This window comes from Paenibacillus sp. p3-SID867, from assembly GCF_025142895.1.
Lineage (GTDB): Bacteria > Bacillota > Bacilli > Paenibacillales > Paenibacillaceae > Paenibacillus_AQ.
In genome coordinates, this window is sequence record NZ_JAMBDM010000034.1 from 1 (window position 1) to 21,689 (window position 21,689).

Genomic DNA, 21,689 nt, shown 5'->3' on the forward strand with positions numbered 1-21,689 from the left:
GTCAATTTGGTAAGGGCAATTTCTCTGCTTTAGAGACCTTGTCCTATCGCTATCATGCAACTATTCAAACTTATATCAATCGATTGATGCAATCCAAAGGATTGGCAGAAGACTTAACGCAAGAATGCTTTATAAGGGTTATAACATCAGCGCGGCTGGGGAGATATCCGCAATCCTTTCGACCGTGGCTCTATAAAATCGCAACGAATCTTTGCCGTGATCATTGGCGTAAAGCCTCGTTAAGAGAGGAAGTTTTCGAAGAATCACAGCTAAACACCGCCCCATCTATGGAAAATGTATCGCTTATTTATGAAAAACAAGAAGAACGGGCAATCGTTATCAAAGCCTTGAATCAACTCTCGTCAATTCGCAAAGAAGTCGTCATTCTCCGATTTTACCAAGAATTGAAATTGAATGAAATCTCGGAAGTATTAGATATTCCCCTTAGCACAGTAAAGTCAAGGCTTTATGAAGCTATTAAAACCTTAAATGTTATTTTGCTCAACCATAATAAGGAGTGGGAAGCGAATCAAAGGAGGAAAGGGAAAGATGGATAGATGGACGAAAAAGCAAGAACCAGATGCTGAGAATGAGCACGAATTAAAAAAAGCTTTGGATCGGTATATAGTAGAGAAGCCTACTGTTGAAGATACGGCTTTATTTGCCGCAAGCCTCATGCAAAAATTTCAAATTGAAGGAGGGCGTCCAACCAATAGACTACAGGGAAGAATTCAAGCTCTTAGATATATTGTTCAAGCTCATATGAGGTTGTTTGGTGTTAAATACTGGTTGTCAACCTTCATTCTCTCCAGCCTTGGTTTTGTAATCGAACTTACAATGAACAATAATAATCCCATTCATCCAGTTCCCTTTACTGTCGCTTTATTGGCTTTGGCAAGTGTATGTTTTGGCTTTCGGTCATATGGGACTCCAATGTTTCAATTGGAGCTGACATTGCCAGCAAACCCATTTATCATGATTTTTAGCAGACTGACCATAATCGCTGCTTATTGCGTCACTTTGGGTATTATTATGTCCTTTTTTGTCCCTGCTCATTATGGAGGTATTTACTCCTACTTGTTCAGTTGGTTAATTCCTTTGGGCATTTGTAGTTTGACGGCTTGTGTGTTCTTGTTTTATTTTGGCGTATTTGCCGGGCTGCTAGGTTCCACTATGGTCTGGCTCGTACAGCTTCTCTTAAACGAAAGGTTAGGTTTGTTGTTTTGGTTCAGCGAAACATCTCACCCTGATTGGTTAGAGAGTAAGGTTATCGGTGCAGCCTTTATTCTGGTCCTTCTCCTGCTACTAATGTACAGGATTCAAAAAATGACCACCAATGCAAGGATGGTCGCCCCATGAAAATTCTAATGAAATCGGCATTTACCAAAACGTCTGTCCAATCTATTGGTCCGATAAGCATGACTTTGTATCCGGGGTTGAACGGTTTAGTCGGCCCCAATGGATCGGGGAAGAGCGCATTCATTCAACTATTAGCACACTGTATTCCCTTGCATTCAGGAAGTATCAAATATGAACTGGACAGCATCGTACTCTCCGTTTCGCAGACGAGACAGCAAAGGGGTTATGTTCCACAAGACATCTCCATTTATGATCGCTTCACTGTTCAGAAATACCTTTCATATATCGCTGGTCTGAAATTACGAGGAGTAAAAGATGTAAGGAACACCATTGATTTTCTTGATGACTTTTTGGAAATACGACCATTATTGAACCAAAAGCTAGGAGAGATTTCTGTGGGGCAACAACGAATAGCCATGATTGCACAAAGTTTGATTGGAGATCCACGGTTTTTGTTTTATGATGAACCATTTAATAATCTGGATATCCGACAAAGAAAAAATTTGTTGGAATTGCTGTCCGTCTTAGCTAATCAATCCATAATACTGCTCTCTAATCACCTTGTTGAAGAAATGAGGGGCTGTTATGATCAAATTATTTCGATGAAGGATGGTACGATAACGAATATTTCTAGTCAGGTTTAGGGAAATCCTCGTACCCTACAAGGATAAACAGCTCTGCATGTAAACGACTAAGGCCAATATAATAGGGACGAGCATATCAATTGAGTTTTATGTTTGCACGATCATCGCCATGGAGCTCATGATCCGCTACACAAGTTTCAAGCTATCACACCGGTCAAGTTTAGGTGGTGTCGAAATGCCGAAAGTTTGAAGTCGTTGTCGATCATGAAGGTCGACCCATTAGTAGTAACGAGGTAAGTAGTAACAGGGCTGTCATGAGGCATGATATGTGACCCTGCTGGAGCCTTCGTTAGTCAGCAGATGATTTTATGTGGACTTCCACCAGAGTATGTGCCCAGTAGATAGGGTGCTGATCTCCCGGTTCACCATTACCACCCCAAATGCTGAAGCCGGCAAGTAGCACCAGCTACAGGCGGCAACAGCTAACTTGATCGGTGTCAGGGATGTCATAGTAATGATTGGCGAGGCAGAATAGCCAGGACACGCCCCTCTGTATTTTGGCAGAGATCGAGCGAGTCAGAAAACTTGATTACCTAGATACTTCTGTTGGAAAGGGCTGCGCCTGCCGTAGGATGTGGCCGTGGTGATGTCCTGCATGCATGAAAACTCTTTTCCTGCTGCTGACCATCAATAGGGGAGTTGGTAGTGTGCGCTCTTACCGCATTACTTCGCCACTAGGTGAATTTACAAAAAAGTCGCTTTAATTACAGTCATTGATTTGATAGCGCTCCTGCTAATTCTCTACCACAAATCATCGGCTTTGCACCGACTGCTTCTAAATAAATCACCAGTTTTGATGGGTTTGTCCTCGAAATAATCTTTTAAGATCCTTTTCCAAATTTCAGCCTATTTTCGTGAGTTAACCGTCAATTATAATATTGATTTCTAGTAGAGACATTTCTGTTCCCTTATCTGTCCAGGTAGCTGACGCTCGTTGCCTATCTCGGAAGCTCAATTTATTTTTTTAAAGAGATGGTTTTGATGTGTTACAAAATCTGTAGTTAGACGTTGTATATTAGTGATGAGAATAATAAACTATTCAGGAGAAATCTATGTAAGCCCATATTGTATCGAAAGGGAATAAGATTATTTAAATTTTCAAATTTAATCGCGCACCAATAAATTTAAAAAAAGATGGTTTTGACCTGTTACAAAATTTGCAGTTAAAACGTCGTATATTAGTGAAGAGGAAAATCAACTAAGGTGGGAATATCTATGAAAGATAATTATGTAATTAGAAAGAATGTGATTGTTCATAACACGGAAAATGAAAGCGTTTTATTAGATATGAATACTGGAAAGTATTATGGATTGGATTTCATTGGTACAGAAATATTCAACTTAATACAAAAGGGTGAAGAGCTCCGAACAATAGAGGAGATTTTTATGTTGAAATACAATCTTGAGAAAAGACAGATTGAAATGGATCTCGAGAAATTTATAAATAATCTGCTAAAGAAAAAATTAATTCGACGAAAAAAGAGAGTGTAAAGGAGGGGGTTCGATGTTGTGGTTTTACGGAAAGATTAATTTACACAACCGGAATATCGAAATTGAAAATAAAAGATTGAGTAGAGAAATCCTTAATGATATGGATTTCAAAGAGATGCATGTTGGAAATCTATATGTCCAAACTTTCTGTAGCACAAGAAATGAGCATTATTTTTACACAAACGACAGATATGTCATTTTTGGAGAGGCACACATTCACAATAAAATGAATTTAGTCCAATCCAAGATACTTCTGCATAAGGATATTGAAAATAAGAGTGATTTGGAGATCTTTCTATTCTTGTATGAGAAGAGTAAGGATAACTATCTTGATTGGATTGTTGGAGAATTTGGGGTTGTTATTTACGACAAGTACAGTAAGGAAACATATCTTATAAGAGATCATATTGGGATTAAGACTTTATTTTATATAAGGAATGACGTGTATCTTTATGTAGCAAGTGATATTGATTTATTGCAACATTTATTTTCCTTATCAAATATTGATACTAATTATTTTGTGGAATTCATGCAAACCGATGGAGTTGCTGATAGTGAGAAAACCCCTTATAAGTCTGTGGCAAGAGTTCCAAGTGCATCCTATGTTACGGTTTCCGAGAGCAAATTAGTTCAGGTACAATATTGGAATGTAAAGCACAAATTCAATCAGTCTCTCACTGATTTGAGATTAGAAGATTACGTGGAACTATTTAGAGAGATAATGATAGAGTCTACTCAATGCAGGTTAGGTCCAAATAGAAATGCAGTAATGATGAGCGGTGGACTAGACTCAACAACAATATATGCACTATCAAAAAAATTGGATCTTCCTCAAACCGATATTGTTCCCATCTGTGGTGTTTTTGAGAAATATAGTGAATGTGATGAAAGAAAGTATATTATTCCGATTCTCGAAGATTATCACGATCAAGCGATTTTTGAAATATGCGATGAGCACTATTTATTGAAAGGGTTTCCATATGATTCGCCTTGGACTTTTGAACCCAATGTTAACTCATTAACCTATAGTTTTACTTCTTCTCTATTAAATAGAGCAAAAGAAAATAACATCAGGACTGTTCTAACAGGCTATGCTGGGGATCACGTTCTTACAGGTACACATAATGTAATAAAAGACTTATTTCGCAAAGGGAATTTGAAGCAAGCAATTGAACAAACCAAAATTTATGGACAATCCAATCGCCTTTCAGTTCCAGGGATTATGTGGAGAAAGGGAGTCTTAAGCTATTTTTCGTTAAAACACTACGAAAGTTTGTCATGGAATCAAATGCATTTCTGTAAGCAACTTTTTGGAACGAAAGCAAGGATATATCTTGATAGAGTGATTGCCGGTAGACTTTCAATAGATACTCGTCACCCATTTTTGGACCGTCGTTTGATTGAATTTGTGTATTCGATTCCAGGCACTCTTTGTTGGAATAAAGGGACTACCAAATTCATACTACGTGAAAGTATGAAGGATTTACTTCCAAACAGTGTAATTCAAAGAAAAGATAAGACCGGTCATGTACCCTTATTTTATAAAGGCATTCGAGAAAATTGGTCAAAGCTTTCGGAGGTTTTATTTGCCTCAAGGCTATCTCAACTGAAATTAATTTCACGTAAAGAGTGGGAAAATGAATTGATTAGATGGCGTCAAGGAGCGAGTACAAGAGAAGACTTTTGGACTCTACTCTCGATTGAGTTATGGCTTTATAAATGGGAAAGAAAAGCGACAATAAGTGCGCCGCGCATCCTCCAACAGGGAGGTTAATATATATGAATGGTTATGCAAGCCCGACACTCATCGAGTATGGGGATTCAAAAAACTTGATAGAAGGCGTATGCTCATGGGGCGTCGAAGGGTTTACCTTAGACAAAACGGACTCTTGGCAAGGTGGCTGCTGGCAATGTTCATGGATTACTGGTTGTAGTCTACATTGGGAATGCGAAGGAACTTGTCCGGATAGTTGCACAGATGTGCCAGATAGTTGCTGAATTAATTAGTCGTTCTTAAATTTGTGAGGGTGCGCGGCTTGCAAATTAATTGGTTTGAATTAATTTTTCCGAGGGGGCGAATGAGATGATTTACTTGGCCATGTCATCTATGATTGCCATTATGATTACATTTTTTTTCTCAGGAACTGCTAAGGTTATTGGTATTATTAAGAACGGTGTCCAACCGGACAGTTTGAACTTTTTACCTCGTAGGCTTTCCTTTGGCGTAAACTTATTTTTACCGTTTTTAGAATTACTGATTTGTTTGTGTCTAGGTTTTGGATGGTTTTCACAACCATTTGTTTTGGTTTCAATTCTACTATTTTTTATATTCCTCTTTCTTCATTTGAAGGCAGCCCTAAAAAATTCAGAAGTGACTTGCAATTGTTTTGGAAATTTAGCTTCCGGCAAGATGGGGTGGGGAGGCGTAATGCAAAATATATTGTTAATCGCATATTGTCTATTTGCTTTCAAACTGGACATCAACAGTTCTATAGGTGGCTATCTTGGAACTTCTCTTGAGCCATCTATAATCATCCTCTCATCCGCATTATTATTCGGATTGGGTTTGACTGCAAAGAATATTGAGTTTAATTAATGAAAGAGGTGGACAACCATGAACAATTATTCGCTTACTTTGTGGATTGTTGTCGCTATTCAAACTGTGCTATTGTTTTTAATTTCAACTCGAATGAACTCTTTTGTGAGGAAGAATCCTTTTGAGGTTGCAGCAGAGATCCCTCGCTTAAATATCTTATCAATATCAAATCAAAAAGTTGACGTTAAACAAATGCTATCGCAGGCTAAGCCAACATTAATTATTTTTACTTCTAGCCGGTGCTCAATATGTAAGCGGCTTATTCCCCAAATATCAGAGTGGGAGGATTTTCCTGCCGAAGTGAGATTAGTGAATCTGGGGGATGCAAAAGAAGCCAAGAGATTTGTTGAGATGACAGCCACCACATTTCCAGTATCCATTATAAGACTAAAAGATATTGCTAATAAATATAAAGTAAGAACTTTTCCTTTTTCCATTCTAGCTGATCCAAGTGGAAAAATTATGAAGTCGGGAATTATTATGCCCGAAGATTTGGAATCATGGGTATCGTTTAGGAAAAAAAGACCCATTGTGGCCATGTGAGCTGGGATCTTCTCCAATTTATACACGGTGAGGAAAGTGCAAAGCTCAATGCTAGTACTGGGTTAATATCAATCGGGTTGTCGGCACGACCAGGCGTTGTTACACAAATAACGGGTCATGATGTAGAGTCGTTCTACCCATCATATCAGGGTTTTGAAGTTAAGGTTAGTAATAGCATCCATGCAAAGATGGTTGAAGAACAATTTGAAAACGAATTAAATAAGAGTGTAAATGCTGAAATTAAAAAAATACTTGATAATGAACAAACGATTGAAGAAGCATATCCAAACATTATTCTAGCTGGAGAAAGAATTGTTATTGATAATACAGAAAATTGGAACAAAATACTGAATTCAAGTGGTGATTAAATGAACACCAAAACATTCCCGATATTTATGTCGTTAATCCTAATTGATCTTAAATTACGTCTCTTTGGTTTTCATAAAATATTTCCGCCTTTTATAAAAAAGTACAAACTATATGAGGATGATCAGCCTATCACTGAAGAATTGGCTGAAAAACTTAATGATTTGCTGAATAGTATTGATTTAGCTTGTTCAAGCTATCCCTTTGATGCGAAATGCTTACATCGATCGTTTTTAGGCTATCAATTCATTCGGAAAAAATATCAGGTACCGATTGAACTGGTGATTGGAGTGAAGAAATTTCCATTTACTAGTCATGCTTGGCTTACCTATAAGGGGATGAATGTAAATGAGGATCCAAAATACACAAATGAATTCTCGGTCATCCTTACCTCGGAAAAACATGCAAACTAGAACTAGCTTGCGAATCACGCTAATTCGAATTTTAAAATTTGCGAAAGACACGTTTCTTCTAAATAAAGTTTTAATGAGCTTTTGGGGAGTACTTTTATTAGTGGCTTCCTTTTTTCCGGCTATGCAAATTTGGTTGCAGAAAGAACTAATTAACTCGATTTCACAAATATCAACTTCTCATATTTTTTTTCAAAAGGCGATTCAATTTGCCATTATTATTGTTGTGGCTTCTGTAATAGTGACTATTTTTACTGAGCTAGCTAAAATTATTTATCAAAAAATAAAAATAAAGATGCAATATAAACTGAAGAAAAAATTACTGCAGAAAAGTGGTTCCTTATCATTGATTCAATTCGAAGATTCGCGTATTTATGATCAACTGGGAATAGCTGATGAGGGATTAAATAAAAATGTAATGGACGTTATAAATAGTTTGCTTTTGATTGTTCAGCAAATTAGCTCATTGATTGTTGTCTATGGACTTCTTTCTTCTATAAGCTGGTATATACCATTGGTTCTTATTGCAGCTTCAATCCCTGGTATGATTTTTTTAATTATATCGAAGAATCAGCAGTTTAAAATTACGCTATTTACGTTACCTCAAGGAAGAGAAGCTGAGTATTTAGCAAGATTAATAACAAGGAGAGAAGCAGCAAAAGAAATTAGGATCTTTAATTTGTCAGGCTACTTAATAGATCAGTGGAGTAGAATAATTTTAGCCATCAATCCTTTGTTTATTAGACAGGCAATTAAAGAAAGTAGGAACCGTGTACTTGGAGCAACAATCTTGCAAGCGTCTATGTTATTAATATCACTTGTCCTCATTTTTAGCATGGATAGAGGACACTTAACCATAGGCGACTATGTAGCGCTAATAGCTGCTGTTGCAACAGTTCAAGGGATATTCGGTATAATAAGTATGCATGTTGGTCTAATTTATGAAATGAGCATGTACGTTAATAAACTCTTTGATTTTTTCGACATTAATATAGACGATAATATATCAGCAGAAAATGAAAGTGTCAAAGATGATATGAATTTCGACAAAATACAGGTGGATAATATTACTTTTAGATTTCCGGATCGAGAAGAAAAGATATTAGATAAAGTTTCGTTAACGATAAATAAAGGGGAGACAATTGCAATTGTCGGAAAAAATGGGGCTGGAAAGAGCACCTTAGTAAATTGTATTTTAGGTCTATATAAAACCGAGGGAGGACAGATATTTTATGGGGACACACCTTTATCAGAAATCCCATTACTAAAGCTACATCAAATGATTACTGTTGTGTTTCAGGATTTTGTAAAATATCAAATGACTTTTAAACAAAATATTGCTTTAGGTAACATTGAACACCTGGATAACGAATCCAATATTATTTCAATTTCTGAGCAAGTGGGCATTAGTGGTCTTGTAAATTCGCTTGAAAACGGAATAAATACGAGAATTGGAAAGGAATTTGGCGGTACTGAGTTATCGGGTGGACAATGGCAGAAACTTGCGATTGCAAGAGCAATGGCTCGAAGTGCAGAAATACTAATTCTTGATGAGCCAACAGCGTCATTGGACCCATTATCGGAACTTGAAGTTTTTGATCATTTTAGAGATCTTTCGAAAGGTAAAACAACGTTGATAATAGCTCATAGGTTGGGGCCAGTGCGACATGCGGATCGCATCCTGGTAATGGATAATGGGCAAATCATTGAATCGGGCACGCATGATGAATTAATTGATGTTAATGGCGAATATGCGAAAATGTATAATTCTCAAGCAAAATGGTACTCTACTAATACGAATAATGAAAACGAGAAACAACTGAGCGCGTTTTGATATGATATTGGTTCAATCATATTTTTCGCAGATCCTTCGTCCTTGATTCAGTGTTAATTCCAGCAATGGACTGGAGTTTTGCCTAGTGCCACATCCGTCTAGTAATTAAAGATTAGTTGGATATAAGCGTTTCAATTTGATTCTCGCGTCTTGAGTGGTGAACTGCCAGTTTACTTTCGGACCGGCTGCGTTGCGTTGCTGCGTCCAAGTGCTGACTTGTTTTTTGAAGCTTTCCATATCCGGGAGCGGTTTTCCAAGGGCCTGCCGCGACATAATACCGATTTCGATTTCCGCCATGGGTTTGATGTTGGGATGTACATCCCTTTCAAGTGACTGATGGTGAAAAAGGAAAAAATAATCTTTTTTTAAGTCCAAACGATCCCAGTCAAGGTCGTTTGGACTTATTTATAAAATAAAATTTATCTTCTATATAGAGCGGGTTATCTGAGTGTTACTGACACCGTAATTTGACCAGAGAAAGACGGTGTAAATTGTCCAAAATCTGATGGATAGGCTGTCCGAGAAACCATAAAAAAAAGGGGAAGTCACGGATGAAGACTCTCCCCCTCGGATTAGATATGAATGTGGTACGTATCCTTCTTTCGCAAGTAGAACTTGGCTTCTTTCGTGATCACATACCAGTCCCGATCCAACTCCATGCGACAAGCCATTCCATTTTCTTCCCAGACACGAATTTTCAAGCACTCTCCACAATAGATTGGACAGCGGCGTTCCTCCAGATGAACCATCCAGCAGTTCGCATCCCGGCTATACGTCATCAGCAGCCATGGCTCCGTCATACCAGTTCTCCTTCGATGACACGTTTGACCATATGATCATCTGTTTTAACTGCGCCGCAAAGCCCGGAAGTTGACGTTATTGCCTGTCCGTGAACTGACCGATATAATGACCAAGAAGAATAACGAGGGGGGAAGAAAGACGCCTCTTTAGCGGGATACTGGTGGAACAGTACCACAAGAGGCGTCTACTCACGATCACATGGTCATTGTATCAAAATATACGCTCCTTGAAAAGGAGCCGGGTAGCGGTGTTTTTGGTAAGGAGTGCGGAGCAGATCGCCGCGCCTTGCTGCGGTGGACCATTAGGTATTGTGGGCAGCCGTAAGCGGGTATGGTACAAAAGCTCTGGGGAGAAAGCGAAGCTGGTCATCCGCAGACTGTATTGTGAAGCTTGCAGCAAGATTCATCATGAACTGCCAGATCTGCTTGTGCCCTACAAACGATACGATGCGGAGAGCATCGAAAGGGCACTTTCCGCATCGGTCCGAATCGATGTGGCCGCCGATGAATCGACGCTGCTTCGCTGGAAATGCTGGTTTCTAGCCTGGGTCGTGTATGCAGCAGGCTGCCTGCAAGCGATTGGCATTCGTACGGGACTTCCTGTGATCAGTACGTCCGCTGAGCCACAGTCCGCACTCCACCTATTTGGACGGCTGGTTGGCGATGCGGCCGGATGGCTGAAACGAACTGTCCGTCCGCTTGCCAATTCGATTTATGGGTGACAGACCCGTTCTGCCTTTCTGTCCGTTCCCTTTCGGGAAACTCATGCTCATATCCAAAAGAAATGGAGGCATGAGGATGGATAAACGAAAGGCGGAAGACATGGCCGCCCAGCTGGTTCAACTCCTCTCTCCACTATTGGCGGAGGGATTGGATCCGGCTAAAGCGAGCCAGATCAAAGCCGTGCTCTGTGAGCAACATGGGATCAGTGAGCGCACCTTGCGCCGGTATTTGGCGCGGTATCGGGAAGAAGGCTTTAACGGCTTGAAACCAAAACCAAGGGGTAGAACGCCCGCCACAGCCGCCATTACTGAATCGGTATTGGAACAGGCGATCTTGCTTCGACGCGAAATTCCTGGCCGGAGTGTACGGCAGATCATTCAGATTCTGGAATGGGAAGAACGCGTGAAGCCTGGTGAAGTGAAGCGTAGCACGTTGCAAGAGAAGTTGGAGGAACGCGGATACAGTTCGCGGCAGATGCGCATGCATGAGAACAAGGGCGTGGCGGCAAGGCGGTTTCAAAAGCAGCGTCGGATGGCGCTAGCCCAGTCGGACATCAAATACGGCCCCTATCTCTCGATTGGGCCGGGAGGCGAAAAGAAACAAGTCTATCTCGTGCTCTTTGAAGATGACGCGACTCGCTCGGTGTTGCACGGGCAATTCTACGCCTTATTCGATCAGAGCATCGTCGAGGATTGTTTTCGAAAAACGAATCCCGGAAGCGGTCTACATTGACCAAGGCAAGCAGTACAAGACGAAATGGATGGCGAGAACCTGCACCAAACTGGGCATTCGCTTGCTCTTTGCTCGCCCGTATTCGCCAGAATCTAAGGCACATAAAAGAAAATAACAGACCCAAACTGCCGCTGAAAACGAAACAGATTGTATCGGAAGAGAAATTGGGATAAAGGGGTAGAAAAATCCTTCGATATGTGTTTTGATTAGTTTTCCAAAACAAATCAAACCATAGCGAAGGATGTCTACAAATGGTACCTCATTGGTTTAATAAATGCAAAGACTTTGTGAAAGAAACCGTGTCTATGCTCAAAGGATCAAAGAAACGGGTGGCGTTAGCAAAGCTATCGAAGGATTTAGGTAAAGGCGGGCAGACCTTGGTCGCTCAAACGCTTCGAGTCAGCAGAAATACGATTCGCAAAGGAATCCAAGAATTAGAATCCGGGGTAGCGATTACGGACCAATTCCACGCACGAGGACGTCTTCTGGCTGAGAAAAAGCTGCCCGACTTGCTGGTGGATATCCAAGCCATCGTAGACGGCCAGAGCCAGACCGACCCTAGCTTCAAAACAGAAAAATTGTACACGCGGCTCACCGTAATGGAAATCAGAAAGCGATTGATCGCAGAAAAAGACTACACGGATGACGAATTGCCAACGAATCAAACGAGGAACACGAAAGTCAACCAACTTGGCTATACGCTTAAAAAGGTGAAGAAAACCAAACCATTCAAGAAAATCACGCAAACAGATGCGATATTTGACAAACTGAAGGAAACGCATGAAGAGACGAAAGAGCAGAGCAACGTCGTTCGCCTCTCCATCGATACGAAAGACCGCGTAAAGATAGGTGAGTTTTCCAGAGGCGGCTGCCGATTTTATGGTAGATGCCATTGAACAATATTGGATCAACAGCGGCTACAAAGAAAGTAAAGACACGTTGATTATTAATAGTGACAACGGTCCCGAAAAGGGTAGCCGCAGAACGCAGTTCATCAAACGACTTGTCGAATTTGCAGCCCGCTATGAGGTGAAAGTCATTTTGGCCTACTATCCCCCGTACCATAGCAAGTACAATCCCATCGAACGGGTATGGGGAAGGCTCGAGCAACATTGGAATGGCGATCTGCTTCGTGATTTAGAAACCGTCTACGCGTTCGCGCGGACGATGACCTGGAAGGGAAAGCATCCGATCGTATCCATCGTGGAACAAAGGTATGAAAAGGGCAAGAAGCTGAGTAAGAAAGCAATGGCAGCTTATGAAAACCTGATTCAGCGCGACTCGAAAATTGGAAAATGGTTTGTCACCCTTCTCCCAAATAAATATAAGGAAGCATTAGACTTGGGATTTTCTCCCTAGGAAATCACCTATGGGGAAGGGGGAGCTGCATTCAAAATCAAGGATCTGCTCATTTTAGAGAGCCAGAAAAGGAATATTTATCTAGTTAAATTTAACGAAGAACACCTTCTGCGAATTTACAGATACACGATGTATCGAAATGGTCTGTTATTTATTTGAATGTGCCTAAGGTATAGTTCAAATGAAGTTACGGATGAAGTAACCACGCTGGATGATCTTACTTTTATTCAGCCAACTTCTGCAGCTGTCCATATGGTTCGATTGCCGTTTCAGGATGCGGATGTATTTATTCTTGCACCGCAATACCAGGACTGTCATGCCATACAGATCTACGCATTCGCCGTGGAGCATGATACGGGCAAGGCTGTGCAGCTCAGGTTTCAAGATGAATTAACGGTGTCCTATACTTCATATTACAGACCAGGTACTGCACCCATGGTGAAAGACAATAAGCTTGTTCTGCAGTCCACGGAGGGGCCGGGTGGGGAAGGCTCGCCGGATTATAAACCTTTACGGCTGTATCGGCTGGATCTTAAACAAGGCATTATGGAGCAAACAAACTAGCTATGATCAAGTTTTTGTGATCTATATAGAAAAAGCAAGAGGTTACCTCCAATTAAGGGAGGTAACCTCTTATTCATAGATCTATGAGATTAGTGGACATCCCGGAAGAGTCCGATTACTTTACCGAGAATCGTAACATGGTTCAGGCGCAGTGGCTCGTAGGTAGGATTCTCCGGTTGCAATCGTACATGATCCTTCTCTTTATAGAAGGTCTTTACAGTTGCTTCGTCTTCCTCTGTCATCGCTACTACAATGTCGCCATTGTCTGCAGTTTGCTGCTGGCGCACAATGACATAGTCACCGCTGTGAATGCCAGCTTCGATCATACTGTCACCGACAACCGACAACATGAACACCTTATCGTCGCCTACATAATGCTGCGGGAGCGGGAAATAATCCTCAATGTTCTCCATGGCTGTAATAGGAACACCTGCAGTGACTTTACCAACAACAGGCACTCTGGCAATGGTGTGGGTAAACAGATTCGCGCTATCGGACTCTTCTTGGCCAAGCAGCTCGATTGCTCTTGGTTTCGTAGGGTCACGGCGAATTAGGCCTTTCTTCTCCAAACGGTCAAGATGTCCATGGACCGTTGAACTGGAAGCTAGTCCGACAGCCTCTCCGATTTCCCGGACAGAAGGCGGGTAACCCTTGCTACGAACTTCGTTGCGGATAAACTCTAAGATCGCCAGCTGGCGGCTGGATATTTTCGACATGCCGTATCAACCCCATTTAGTAACGTTTGGGAAAATTATAACATAGAACTTCCGTTCGTACAAACATAAGTTCTAAATAAAAATAGAACAAATGTTCTTTTGGGTATTGAAACAAACAAGTGTTCGTGTTAATATAAATCCATAAGAGAACACTTGTTTGGGAGATGATGATTCCATGTTGAAATACAGTACATACCGCAGCATTTATGAGAACGTTCCAGTGCAAACGATGAAGTCCCCGGAGACTTGGATCCATCAATTAAAGTCCAGAATTGAATCCATTCCTTTTATAAAGCTTTTATTCATCCTGTTGATCGTAGCTTCTTTTTGGACAGGGGCATACTCTGTTTTTGCCGGGGGGATGGACAAGCCCACAGGGGAGAAGCAGGTTATTGTTCAATATGGTGATAGTTTGTGGCGGATTGCTTCCCTTCATAAACCGGCAGATATGGATACACGAGTATATCTGGATAGCATCCGAAGAATGAATGGATTGAAAGGTCCGGATATACAGGCCGGAGAGGTGTTGTCTTTACCAGTCTGGTAATGGGATGATACTACGAGAGGCTCTTTCCTTATATATGTCTCAACTTCAGCTTCATATTTGTAGTCTTGCCTGACGATGTGATTTCACGCAGTATAAACGTGTTTATAATAGACGAGTATTGATTTCTTAACAATGAGGAATCCATTTATGGGCATCATATGTTCATATTTGTTCTTAATAAGAGTTTGCAAGGGCGCTGTTGCCTTGACAAGCTCTTTTTCACATGTTTAAGTTATACATGATATCGGAATTGGAGGAGAAGTCATGGACATCGATACTTTGGTTGAACGCATCAATGTACTAGCAAGAAAACAGAAGAGTGAGGGATTGACCGCGGATGAGCTCAAAGAACGGGCTGAGCTTCGGGAAATATACCTTAACAATATTCGCAGTAACTTTAGACAACAGCTGGAATCGATCGAATGGGTTGATGAAAATGAACAAAAAGGCGGCCCGCGATTAAAGCATTAGTCGATGAACTGGCATCTGGATCTACAACAGTGGATTCAGGACCAGATAGAAGGATAGAATTATAATACTTGGGGTGCCGATTATTCGTGGGAATCGAATACGGTGACCCCAAGTTTATATGGATTGGTAGTATTTTGAAATTGAGTCCAGGGGGAACCATATGTCACGATCATGGGAAAGAAAAGTCAACAAAAATATGTCACAGCTCAACAAGCAGCGTAAGAAGCAGGGGCTGACCTCGTACCAAGGCTCTGCCGTTAATGATAAGCATGACGTGTTTAAAGGACGTAAGTATGTACTTCCGTTAGTGCTTGTTGCATTGGCTGGTTTGTATGCGCTTCTCGGAACGGCGACGTCACAGGCAGCAGGCGGAAGCAATGACGTGTTGAATTGGGTTGGTGTCAGCTTGTATATTCTGTTGGCGCTTATGATTTTCTTGCGCAAGCCTTACTTGAGGATTGAGCGTGCTTCCGTATCCACGATGAAGTTCAATCGGGAACGTCGTTTGGCTGTATCCGATATCGAGAAAATCAAATTGGCTTCGGGCTCTGTTGTGATCCAAGGGAAGGGAAAAGCAGGCAACTGGGTATTCTCGCGCATGATGAATCTTTATGATACGAAAGCGATGGGCGAAAGATTGGAAGAGTTCGCAAAGACTCATCAAATTCCAGTGGAGCATAATTAACAAATAAAATAGATCACAGTGTATATGAGGAGTGGGAGAGACATGCCGATAGCTGCGGTTTTGTTTGATTTGGACGATACGTTGTTGTGGGATGAACGTAGTGTGGAAGAAGCGTTTGAAGTGACTTGCCAGGCCGGAGCGGACGAGACCGGCGTTGATGCCAAAGCACTGTTGGCCGCAGTACGGGAAGAAGCGAGAGCATTATATGAATCCTATGATACCTTTGCTTTTACCAAAATGATCGGAATTAACCCTTTTGAAGGCTTGTGGGCTAATTTTACGGCTGGATCGCAGCCTGAATTCAGACAGCTGCAGGAGCTGGCACCCGTATACCGCAAGGAATCATGGCGGCGCGGACTTCAGCGCCTGGGCGTTGATAATGAAACATTGGCCCAAACGTTGGCCGAACAATTCGCTGCTGAACGCAGAACAAGACCATACGTATATGAAGAAACGTTTGAAGTTCTGAAGGAACTGCAGGGGAATGTAAAGCTGCTGCTTCTTACGAACGGAAGTCCAGATCTGCAGCAGGAGAAGCTGGACGGTGTTCCAGAACTGGTTCCTTATTTTGATCATATTATCATCTCGGGTGATTTTGGCAGAGGAAAGCCGGATGTTTCCATCTTCCAGCACGCACTTGAATTGTTAGATGTCGAGGCGGATCAGGCCGTGATGGTGGGAGATAAGCTGACCACAGACATTAAAGGCGGAAATGCGGCTGGACTGCATACCGTTTGGATCAATCGGGTAAACCGACCTCATGATCCTTCCATTCAACCGAAGTTTGAGATCAAACATTTATCGGAGCTGCATGCCATCATAGCATCCCTATAAACCATGCAATAAAGAACTTACACCTTATACTTGGTATTTGATTGTACATAGGAACAGCCATAACTGCGGAATTTTGCGGTTATCGGCTGTTTTTTTGTTGGTTATACGATCGGACTTCAACCTTGCAGCTGGCTATGATAAACGTCACACAATTGTAAGCTGCATGAGATAGAAGTAACAGAATAATGAGATATAATGGAATAGGTAACTTAACGAGGTTTGGAAATGACCATTACGTGAATGAACCAATACATAGCCCTATTTTGTAAAAGAGGTGTAGAGCATGACCCGAAAAAAAATGGCCCTAATTGCAGCTATGGTGCTGATGGCAGTTGCGCTTGCCGCATGCAATGACAGCAAGGCAGAATCCGGTGACGATGTGATGGCCGAACCCATCATCGTCGAGCTGTCTCTGACGCCGGAGAGCATTAAGGCTGGCGAGAAGGTACTGATCGAAGCGAAGGTGACGCAAGCCGGAAGTCCGGTGGAAGATGCGAACGCTGTGGAATTTGAAGTCACGCTGGAAGGCGGCGGCGTTCAGGCGAAGGTCCCGGTTAAGCATGATCAAGGCGGGGTATACAAAATGGAGAAAACCTTCGATGAGGCAGGAACCTATCGGATTGTTTCACATGTCACGGCGAGAGGACAACATTCCATGCCGTTAAAGGAACTGAAGGTAACAGAGTAACGCATCACTAATAAATAAGGCAGCGCATGATCCGGGAAGCGGATTGTTGCGCTGCCTTATTTCATTTTCCTGTTCAATCAGCTTCCATGAGCCTTAGGGCTTATTGGAATTGAGGATCTTCTACCGGTGTGGCTACCCACCCGTTCTCCTCAATGAAAAGACGAACGGCGATGATTTGCTTGTTCTCCATCAATGTGAAGAAGTGAGGCGTGTTTTCCGGTACGGAAATGACATCGCCTGGCTCAAGCTCTACATTAAAATAACCGACATCGTCGGAGCCCTTAATAATGAAGATTCCTTTTCCGCCGACAATCGCACGGATTTCGTCTTCCGAGTGGGTGTGAACCTCTTCGAATTTTTTCAGCAGGTCCTCTATATTAGGCGTGGACTCGGATAGTGTGATGACATCCCAGATTTTGTAGCCGCGTCTTGCAGCCAAGTCACGAATTTCTTCATCAAAGATGTCCAAAATGCGCTTCTTATCGTCATCACTCAGCTTGAAATTTTCTTGAAGCGCTGCCGGGAGTTTTTCCATATTCCAGTGCTCGTAAACAACCTCTTGGTTATTCAGGAATTCCCGAACATTCTCTTCCCCAGTAATGCGTTCGTTCGTGTTGCGAATCACAATCTCTGCCATAGCTTTAACCCTCTTTCTCCCGTTGGATTAATATGTATTATAGCCCCCCTCACAGCATTTGTCATCTGCAAATGTGGATTTGTACCCATTGCAACGCAATATTTCGGCTTTTCTATTGAAAAATATTCTGATACACTAAGATTTAACGTTTTCGGGGGAGGTTTACGAGTTGAACAAGCCTAGCTTACAAGAAGTACTTAAAGAACGAATATTAATTCTTGATGGTGCCATGGGCACGATGATCCAGCAGGAGGACCTCTCAGCTGAAGATTTTGGCGGTCCGGACCTTGATGGCTGTAATGAAATGCTGGTCATTCATCGGCCGGATGTCATTCAGAAAATACATGAACAATATCTTGAAGCAGGTGCCGACCTGATTGAAACCAATACATTTGGCGCAACCTCGGTTGTGCTTGCTGAATACGATATACCTGAACTTGCCCGAGAAATTAACCTGAAAGCGGCTCATTTGGCCCGTGCAGCGGTTGAAAAATATTCCACGCCGGACAGCCCGCGTTATGTGGTCGGAGCGATGGGGCCGACAACGAAGACGCTCTCGGTTACCGGCGGTGTGACCTTTGCCGAATTGATTGAGAGCTACGAGGAGCAAGCCGTTGCCTTGATTGAAGGCGGCGTTGATGCACTTCTGCTTGAAACATCGCAGGATACATTAAACGTGAAAGCCGGGAGCATTGGGATCCGCCAAGCGTTTGATAAAACGGGAGTCACGCTCCCAATCATGATATCCGGAACGATTGAGCCGATGGGCACGACGTTGGCCGGACAAAATATTGAAGCTTTCTACATTTCATTAGAACATCTGAATCCCGTATCCATTGGCCTAAACTGTGCAACGGGCCCGGAATTCATGCGTGACCATATTCGCTCCTTATCCGAAATGTCCAGAAGCGCGATCAGCTGTTACCCTAACGCGGGTCTCCCGGACGAGAATGGGCAGTACCATGAATCTCCTGAATCGTTGGCTCAAAAGATGGGTGCTTTTGCTGAAAAAGGCTGGCTTAACATTGCCGGCGGATGCTGTGGGACAACACCCGACCACATTCGCGCATTAAAACAAACGATGGATGGCTTCTCCCCACGACCGCTGGATGGTGGGCATTTGCCGGCATTATCCGGTATCGAGCCGGTATATATCGAGCAGGAAAATCGACCGTACATGGTAGGGGAGAGAACGAACGTTCTGGGTTCCAGAAAGTTTAAGCGTTTAATCGTAGAAGGTAAATACGAGGAGGCCTCCGAGATCGCCCGTGCACAGGTCAAGAATGGCGCGCATGTCATTGATGTGTGCGTACAGGATCCGGATCGTGAAGAATCGGAAGATATGATTAAGTTCCTGGAGCTCGTAGTTAAAAAGGTTAAAGTGCCGCTTATGATCGATACGACGGATCCGGCAGTCATTGACTTGGCGCTGCAATATTCGCAAGGGAAAGCGATTATTAACTCCATTAACCTTGAAGACGGTGAAGAGAAATTTGAGCATGTGATCCCGTTGGTGCATAAATACGGTGCCGCGGTTGTCGTTGGAACTATTGATGAGTCCGGTCAAGCAATCCATCGCGATGACAAGCTCAAGGTGGCCCAGCGTTCTTATGATCTGTTGGTGAACAAGTATGGCGTTTCGCCAGAGGACATTATTTTCGACACACTTGTATTCCCGGTAGGTACGGGGGACGAGCAGTATATCGGATCAGCCAAGGAAACGATTGAAGGCATCCGCATAATTAAAGAAGCCATGCCAAAAGTGCATACCATTCTCGGTATCAGCAACGTTTCCTTTGGATTGCCGGAAGCGGGTCGTGAAGTCTTGAACTCTGTATATCTGTACGAATGTACGAAGGCCGGATTGGATTACGCAATCGTGAATACGGAGAAGCTGGAGCGTTATGCCTCGATCCCTGAAGAAGAGCGTCATCTAGCCGAGGATCTGATTTACAGAACCAATGATGAGACGCTGGCGGCTTTTGTCGCGGCATTCCGGGATAAGAAGGTAGAGAAGAAGGTTAAGGTATCCAATCTGACGCTTGAGGAGCGACTTGCATCCTATGTGGTGGAAGGTTCCAAGGAAGGACTCATTCCGGATCTAGATGAAGCATTAACCAAATACGGCGCGCTGGAAATCATTAATGGACCTCTGATGGCCGGGATGACCGAGGTTGGACGTTTGTTCAACAACAACGAACTGATTGTCGCGGAGGTGCTGCAAAGCGCCGAAGTAATGAAAGCCTCCGTGGCTTATCTCGAATCCTTTATGGAGAAAAACGAGTCGTCTGTCAAAGGGAAAATCATGCTTGCCACCGTGAAGGGGGACGTGCATGATATCGGTAAAAACCTGGTGGAGATCATCTTATCCAACAATGGTTACCAAATCATTAATTTGGGTATAAAAGTACCACCGGAGCAAATTATCGAGGCATACCGCCGCGAGCAGCCTGATGCTATCGGCTTGTCCGGATTGCTCGTGAAGTCAGCCCAACAGATGGTATCCACCGCCCAGGATTTGAAGAACGCGGGGATTAGCGTTCCGATCATGGTAGGCGGGGCGGCTCTTACACGAAAATTCACGAAGACCCGCATTCGTCCCGAGTATGACGGCATGGTGCTTTACGCGAAGGACGCAATGGATGGTCTTGCCTTGGCCAACCAGCTCAGCGATCCGGTCCAGCGGACGAGAATCGCGGAAGAGATTAAGGCAGAGCAGGAAGCCGATGCTGCGGCTCCGCAAGTGGTTAAAGTAATGCCAAAGCTGTCAGAAGGACTGCGCTCCAAAATTTCGACCGACGCTCCTGTATATTTACCACCGGATATGGAGCGGCATGTGCTCCGAAATTATCCGATTTCGCATATTCTGCCATATATCAACATGCAGATGCTGTTAGGACATCATTTAGGTCTGAAAGGCTCAGTGGAACAGCTGCTTAAAGCCAAGGATCCCAAGGCGGTATCGCTTAAGGAAACCGTTGATGGGATTCTGGAAGAGGCCGTTCAATCGGGGATCATACAGGCTCATGCGATGTACCGTTTCTTCCCGGCACAGTCTAGAGGAAATGACATTCTCATATACGATCCAAAAGATACAACAAAAGTATTGCATACCTTTACGTTTCCGAGACAGCAGGTTGAGCCGTACCTGTGCTTGGCGGATTTCCTGAAATCCGTAGACAGCGGGGTTATGGATTACGTTGGATTCCTTGTCGTTACAGCCGGTCACGGCGTCGGAAAATTGTCCGGGGAATGGAAGGACAAGGGTGACTATTTGCGCTCCCATGCACTTCAATCGGTCGCACTGGAAACGGCAGAAGGGCTGGCGGAGCGGATTCACCATATGATGCGGGATACGTGGGGATACCCCGATCCGGCAGACATGACAATGAAACAGCGCTTGGGTGCGAGATACCAAGGCATTCGCGTATCCTTCGGATATCCGGCCTGTCCGGATCTGGAGGATCAGGAACCGTTATTTAAATTGATGCAGCCAGAGGATATCGGCGTTCATCTTACCGAAGGTTTCATGATGGAACCGGAGGCATCGGTATCCGCTATGGTCTTCAGCCACCCGGAGGCTCATTATTTTAACGTGGATAAAGCTTAACATTTGAATACCGGTACAGCCGGTTTGAAATCCTCCGATTGTTTCGGGGGATTTCTCCGGTTTACAACCGAAAGGGGAGA

General features: G+C 43.0%; 22 protein-coding genes and 2 pseudogenes. 20 read left to right on the forward strand and 4 right to left on the reverse strand.

All coding sequences use genetic code 11. The features are described from left to right. From M4D81_RS33000 to M4D81_RS33045, 10 genes are all read left to right on the forward strand, one after another. Positions 1–557, forward strand: a 557-nt coding sequence (locus M4D81_RS33000) for an RNA polymerase sigma factor (protein WP_260069468.1), incomplete at its 5' end; no start/stop codon positions are given. Next, positions 550–1,359, forward strand: a complete 810-nt coding sequence (locus tag M4D81_RS33005; RefSeq protein ID WP_260069469.1) for a hypothetical protein — start codon at positions 550–552, stop codon at positions 1,357–1,359. The genes M4D81_RS33000 and M4D81_RS33005, both read left to right, overlap by 8 nt. Then, positions 1,356–2,003, forward strand: a complete 648-nt coding sequence (locus M4D81_RS33010; RefSeq protein WP_260069470.1) for an ATP-binding cassette domain-containing protein — start codon at positions 1,356–1,358, stop codon at positions 2,001–2,003. Before M4D81_RS33005 ends, M4D81_RS33010 begins: the two co-directional genes overlap by 4 nt. A gap of 1,215 nt (positions 2,004–3,218) precedes the next feature. Beyond that, a complete protein-coding gene (locus tag M4D81_RS33015) occupies positions 3,219–3,494 on the forward strand; it encodes a PqqD family protein (protein ID WP_260069471.1) in 276 nt (91 codons plus the stop codon). A gap of 13 nt (positions 3,495–3,507) precedes the next feature. After that, positions 3,508–5,268 carry an asparagine synthase-related protein gene (locus tag M4D81_RS33020; protein WP_260069472.1) on the forward strand — a complete coding sequence of 587 codons (1,761 nt, stop codon included), beginning with the start codon at positions 3,508–3,510 and terminating at the stop codon, positions 5,266–5,268. Between the two features lie 309 nt (positions 5,269–5,577). Further along, entirely contained in the window at positions 5,578–6,090 is a 513-nt protein-coding gene (locus tag M4D81_RS33025) for a MauE/DoxX family redox-associated membrane protein (protein WP_260069473.1), read from the forward strand. Between the two features lie 18 nt (positions 6,091–6,108). Next, positions 6,109–6,633 (forward strand): TlpA family protein disulfide reductase, encoded by a 525-nt coding sequence (locus tag M4D81_RS33030; protein WP_260069474.1) that lies wholly within the window; start codon positions 6,109–6,111, stop codon positions 6,631–6,633. Next, positions 6,630–7,001, forward strand: coding sequence for a hypothetical protein (locus M4D81_RS33035; RefSeq protein ID WP_260069475.1), 372 nt, complete (start codon positions 6,630–6,632; stop codon positions 6,999–7,001). The genes M4D81_RS33030 and M4D81_RS33035 overlap by 4 nt, the downstream gene beginning before the upstream one ends. Next, positions 7,002–7,412 (forward strand): lasso peptide biosynthesis B2 protein, encoded by a 411-nt coding sequence (locus M4D81_RS33040; protein ID WP_260069476.1) that lies wholly within the window; start codon positions 7,002–7,004, stop codon positions 7,410–7,412. Between the two features lie 100 nt (positions 7,413–7,512). Then, positions 7,513–9,243 (forward strand): ABC transporter ATP-binding protein, encoded by a 1,731-nt coding sequence (locus M4D81_RS33045; RefSeq protein WP_260069477.1) that lies wholly within the window; start codon positions 7,513–7,515, stop codon positions 9,241–9,243. A gap of 105 nt (positions 9,244–9,348) precedes the next feature. On the opposite strand, the gene M4D81_RS33050 is transcribed toward M4D81_RS33045, so the two are convergent. Further along, entirely contained in the window at positions 9,349–9,618 is a 270-nt protein-coding gene (locus tag M4D81_RS33050; RefSeq protein ID WP_260069478.1) for a hypothetical protein, read from the reverse strand. A 197-nt stretch (positions 9,619–9,815) separates the two neighbouring features. Next, positions 9,816–10,043, reverse strand: a complete 228-nt coding sequence (locus tag M4D81_RS33055) for a DUF5348 domain-containing protein (protein ID WP_260069479.1) — start codon at positions 10,041–10,043, stop codon at positions 9,816–9,818. 248 nt (positions 10,044–10,291) lie between these two features. Here M4D81_RS33055 and M4D81_RS33060 point away from each other — a divergent pair, with 248 nt between their 5' ends. The 4 genes and pseudogenes from M4D81_RS33060 (at position 10,292) to M4D81_RS33075 (ending at position 13,421) form a co-directional block, all read left to right on the forward strand. After that, positions 10,292–10,765, forward strand: coding sequence for a DUF6431 domain-containing protein (locus tag M4D81_RS33060; RefSeq protein WP_260069480.1), 474 nt, complete (start codon positions 10,292–10,294; stop codon positions 10,763–10,765). A 76-nt stretch (positions 10,766–10,841) separates the two neighbouring features. Further along, positions 10,842–11,595, forward strand: a pseudogene (locus M4D81_RS33065) (helix-turn-helix domain-containing protein); the annotation flags it as partial. A 154-nt stretch (positions 11,596–11,749) separates the two neighbouring features. After that, positions 11,750–12,857 (forward strand): annotated as a pseudogene (locus M4D81_RS33070) (ISAzo13-like element transposase-related protein). Positions 12,858–13,109: 252 nt separating this feature from the next. Next, positions 13,110–13,421, forward strand: coding sequence for a hypothetical protein (locus M4D81_RS33075; RefSeq protein WP_260069482.1), 312 nt, complete (start codon positions 13,110–13,112; stop codon positions 13,419–13,421). A gap of 89 nt (positions 13,422–13,510) precedes the next feature. Here the strand turns inward: M4D81_RS33075 and lexA are convergent, their stop codons facing one another. Continuing rightward, positions 13,511–14,137, reverse strand: a complete 627-nt coding sequence (lexA, locus tag M4D81_RS33080; RefSeq protein WP_006209658.1) for a transcriptional repressor LexA — start codon at positions 14,135–14,137, stop codon at positions 13,511–13,513. A gap of 175 nt (positions 14,138–14,312) precedes the next feature. Here lexA and M4D81_RS33085 point away from each other — a divergent pair, with 175 nt between their 5' ends. The 5 genes from M4D81_RS33085 to M4D81_RS33105 all read left to right on the forward strand — a co-directional run bounded on the left by M4D81_RS33085 (position 14,313) and on the right by M4D81_RS33105 (position 17,362). Continuing rightward, positions 14,313–14,684 (forward strand): LysM peptidoglycan-binding domain-containing protein, encoded by a 372-nt coding sequence (locus M4D81_RS33085; protein WP_071218418.1) that lies wholly within the window; start codon positions 14,313–14,315, stop codon positions 14,682–14,684. A gap of 264 nt (positions 14,685–14,948) precedes the next feature. After that, positions 14,949–15,155 carry a DUF896 domain-containing protein gene (locus tag M4D81_RS33090; RefSeq protein ID WP_071218231.1) on the forward strand — a complete coding sequence of 69 codons (207 nt, stop codon included), beginning with the start codon at positions 14,949–14,951 and terminating at the stop codon, positions 15,153–15,155. Positions 15,156–15,315: 160 nt separating this feature from the next. Beyond that, entirely contained in the window at positions 15,316–15,840 is a 525-nt protein-coding gene (locus tag M4D81_RS33095; RefSeq protein WP_260069483.1) for a hypothetical protein, read from the forward strand. A gap of 42 nt (positions 15,841–15,882) precedes the next feature. Continuing rightward, complete coding sequence (locus M4D81_RS33100; protein ID WP_260069484.1) at positions 15,883–16,674, forward strand: HAD family hydrolase; 792 nt, start codon at positions 15,883–15,885, stop codon at positions 16,672–16,674. Positions 16,675–16,957: 283 nt separating this feature from the next. Beyond that, positions 16,958–17,362 carry a FixH family protein gene (locus M4D81_RS33105; protein WP_071218228.1) on the forward strand — a complete coding sequence of 135 codons (405 nt, stop codon included), beginning with the start codon at positions 16,958–16,960 and terminating at the stop codon, positions 17,360–17,362. Positions 17,363–17,462: 100 nt separating this feature from the next. Here M4D81_RS33105 and M4D81_RS33110 read toward each other — a convergent pair whose 3' ends face one another. Then, positions 17,463–17,999 carry a cupin domain-containing protein gene (locus M4D81_RS33110; RefSeq protein WP_071218227.1) on the reverse strand — a complete coding sequence of 179 codons (537 nt, stop codon included), beginning with the start codon at positions 17,997–17,999 and terminating at the stop codon, positions 17,463–17,465. Between the two features lie 169 nt (positions 18,000–18,168). On the opposite strand from M4D81_RS33110, the gene metH reads away from it, so the two are divergent. After that, complete coding sequence (gene metH, locus M4D81_RS33115; RefSeq protein ID WP_260069485.1) at positions 18,169–21,609, forward strand: methionine synthase; 3,441 nt, start codon at positions 18,169–18,171, stop codon at positions 21,607–21,609. Positions 21,610–21,689: the final 80 nt, after the last annotated feature.

Excerpts from the sequence above, each read along its gene's own strand:
- M4D81_RS33005 (WP_260069469.1), top strand. The coding sequence starts at position 550 with ATGGATAGATGGACGAAAAAGCAAGAACCAGATGCTGAGAATGAGCAC.
- M4D81_RS33010 (WP_260069470.1), top strand. The coding sequence starts at position 1,356 with ATGAAAATTCTAATGAAATCGGCATTTACCAAAACGTCTGTCCAATCT.
- M4D81_RS33015 (WP_260069471.1), top strand. The coding sequence starts at position 3,219 with ATGAAAGATAATTATGTAATTAGAAAGAATGTGATTGTTCATAACACG.
- M4D81_RS33020 (WP_260069472.1), top strand. The coding sequence starts at position 3,508 with ATGTTGTGGTTTTACGGAAAGATTAATTTACACAACCGGAATATCGAA.
- M4D81_RS33025 (WP_260069473.1), top strand. The coding sequence starts at position 5,578 with ATGATTTACTTGGCCATGTCATCTATGATTGCCATTATGATTACATTT.
- M4D81_RS33030 (WP_260069474.1), top strand. The coding sequence starts at position 6,109 with ATGAACAATTATTCGCTTACTTTGTGGATTGTTGTCGCTATTCAAACT.
- M4D81_RS33040 (WP_260069476.1), top strand. The coding sequence starts at position 7,002 with ATGAACACCAAAACATTCCCGATATTTATGTCGTTAATCCTAATTGAT.
- M4D81_RS33055 (WP_260069479.1), bottom strand. The coding sequence starts at position 10,043 with ATGACGGAGCCATGGCTGCTGATGACGTATAGCCGGGATGCGAACTGC.
- M4D81_RS33075 (WP_260069482.1), top strand. The coding sequence starts at position 13,110 with ATGGTTCGATTGCCGTTTCAGGATGCGGATGTATTTATTCTTGCACCG.
- lexA (WP_006209658.1), bottom strand. The coding sequence starts at position 14,137 with ATGTCGAAAATATCCAGCCGCCAGCTGGCGATCTTAGAGTTTATCCGC.
- M4D81_RS33085 (WP_071218418.1), top strand. The coding sequence starts at position 14,313 with ATGTTGAAATACAGTACATACCGCAGCATTTATGAGAACGTTCCAGTG.
- M4D81_RS33090 (WP_071218231.1), top strand. The coding sequence starts at position 14,949 with ATGGACATCGATACTTTGGTTGAACGCATCAATGTACTAGCAAGAAAA.
- M4D81_RS33095 (WP_260069483.1), top strand. The coding sequence starts at position 15,316 with ATGTCACGATCATGGGAAAGAAAAGTCAACAAAAATATGTCACAGCTC.
- M4D81_RS33100 (WP_260069484.1), top strand. The coding sequence starts at position 15,883 with ATGCCGATAGCTGCGGTTTTGTTTGATTTGGACGATACGTTGTTGTGG.
- M4D81_RS33105 (WP_071218228.1), top strand. The coding sequence starts at position 16,958 with ATGACCCGAAAAAAAATGGCCCTAATTGCAGCTATGGTGCTGATGGCA.
- M4D81_RS33110 (WP_071218227.1), bottom strand. The coding sequence starts at position 17,999 with ATGGCAGAGATTGTGATTCGCAACACGAACGAACGCATTACTGGGGAA.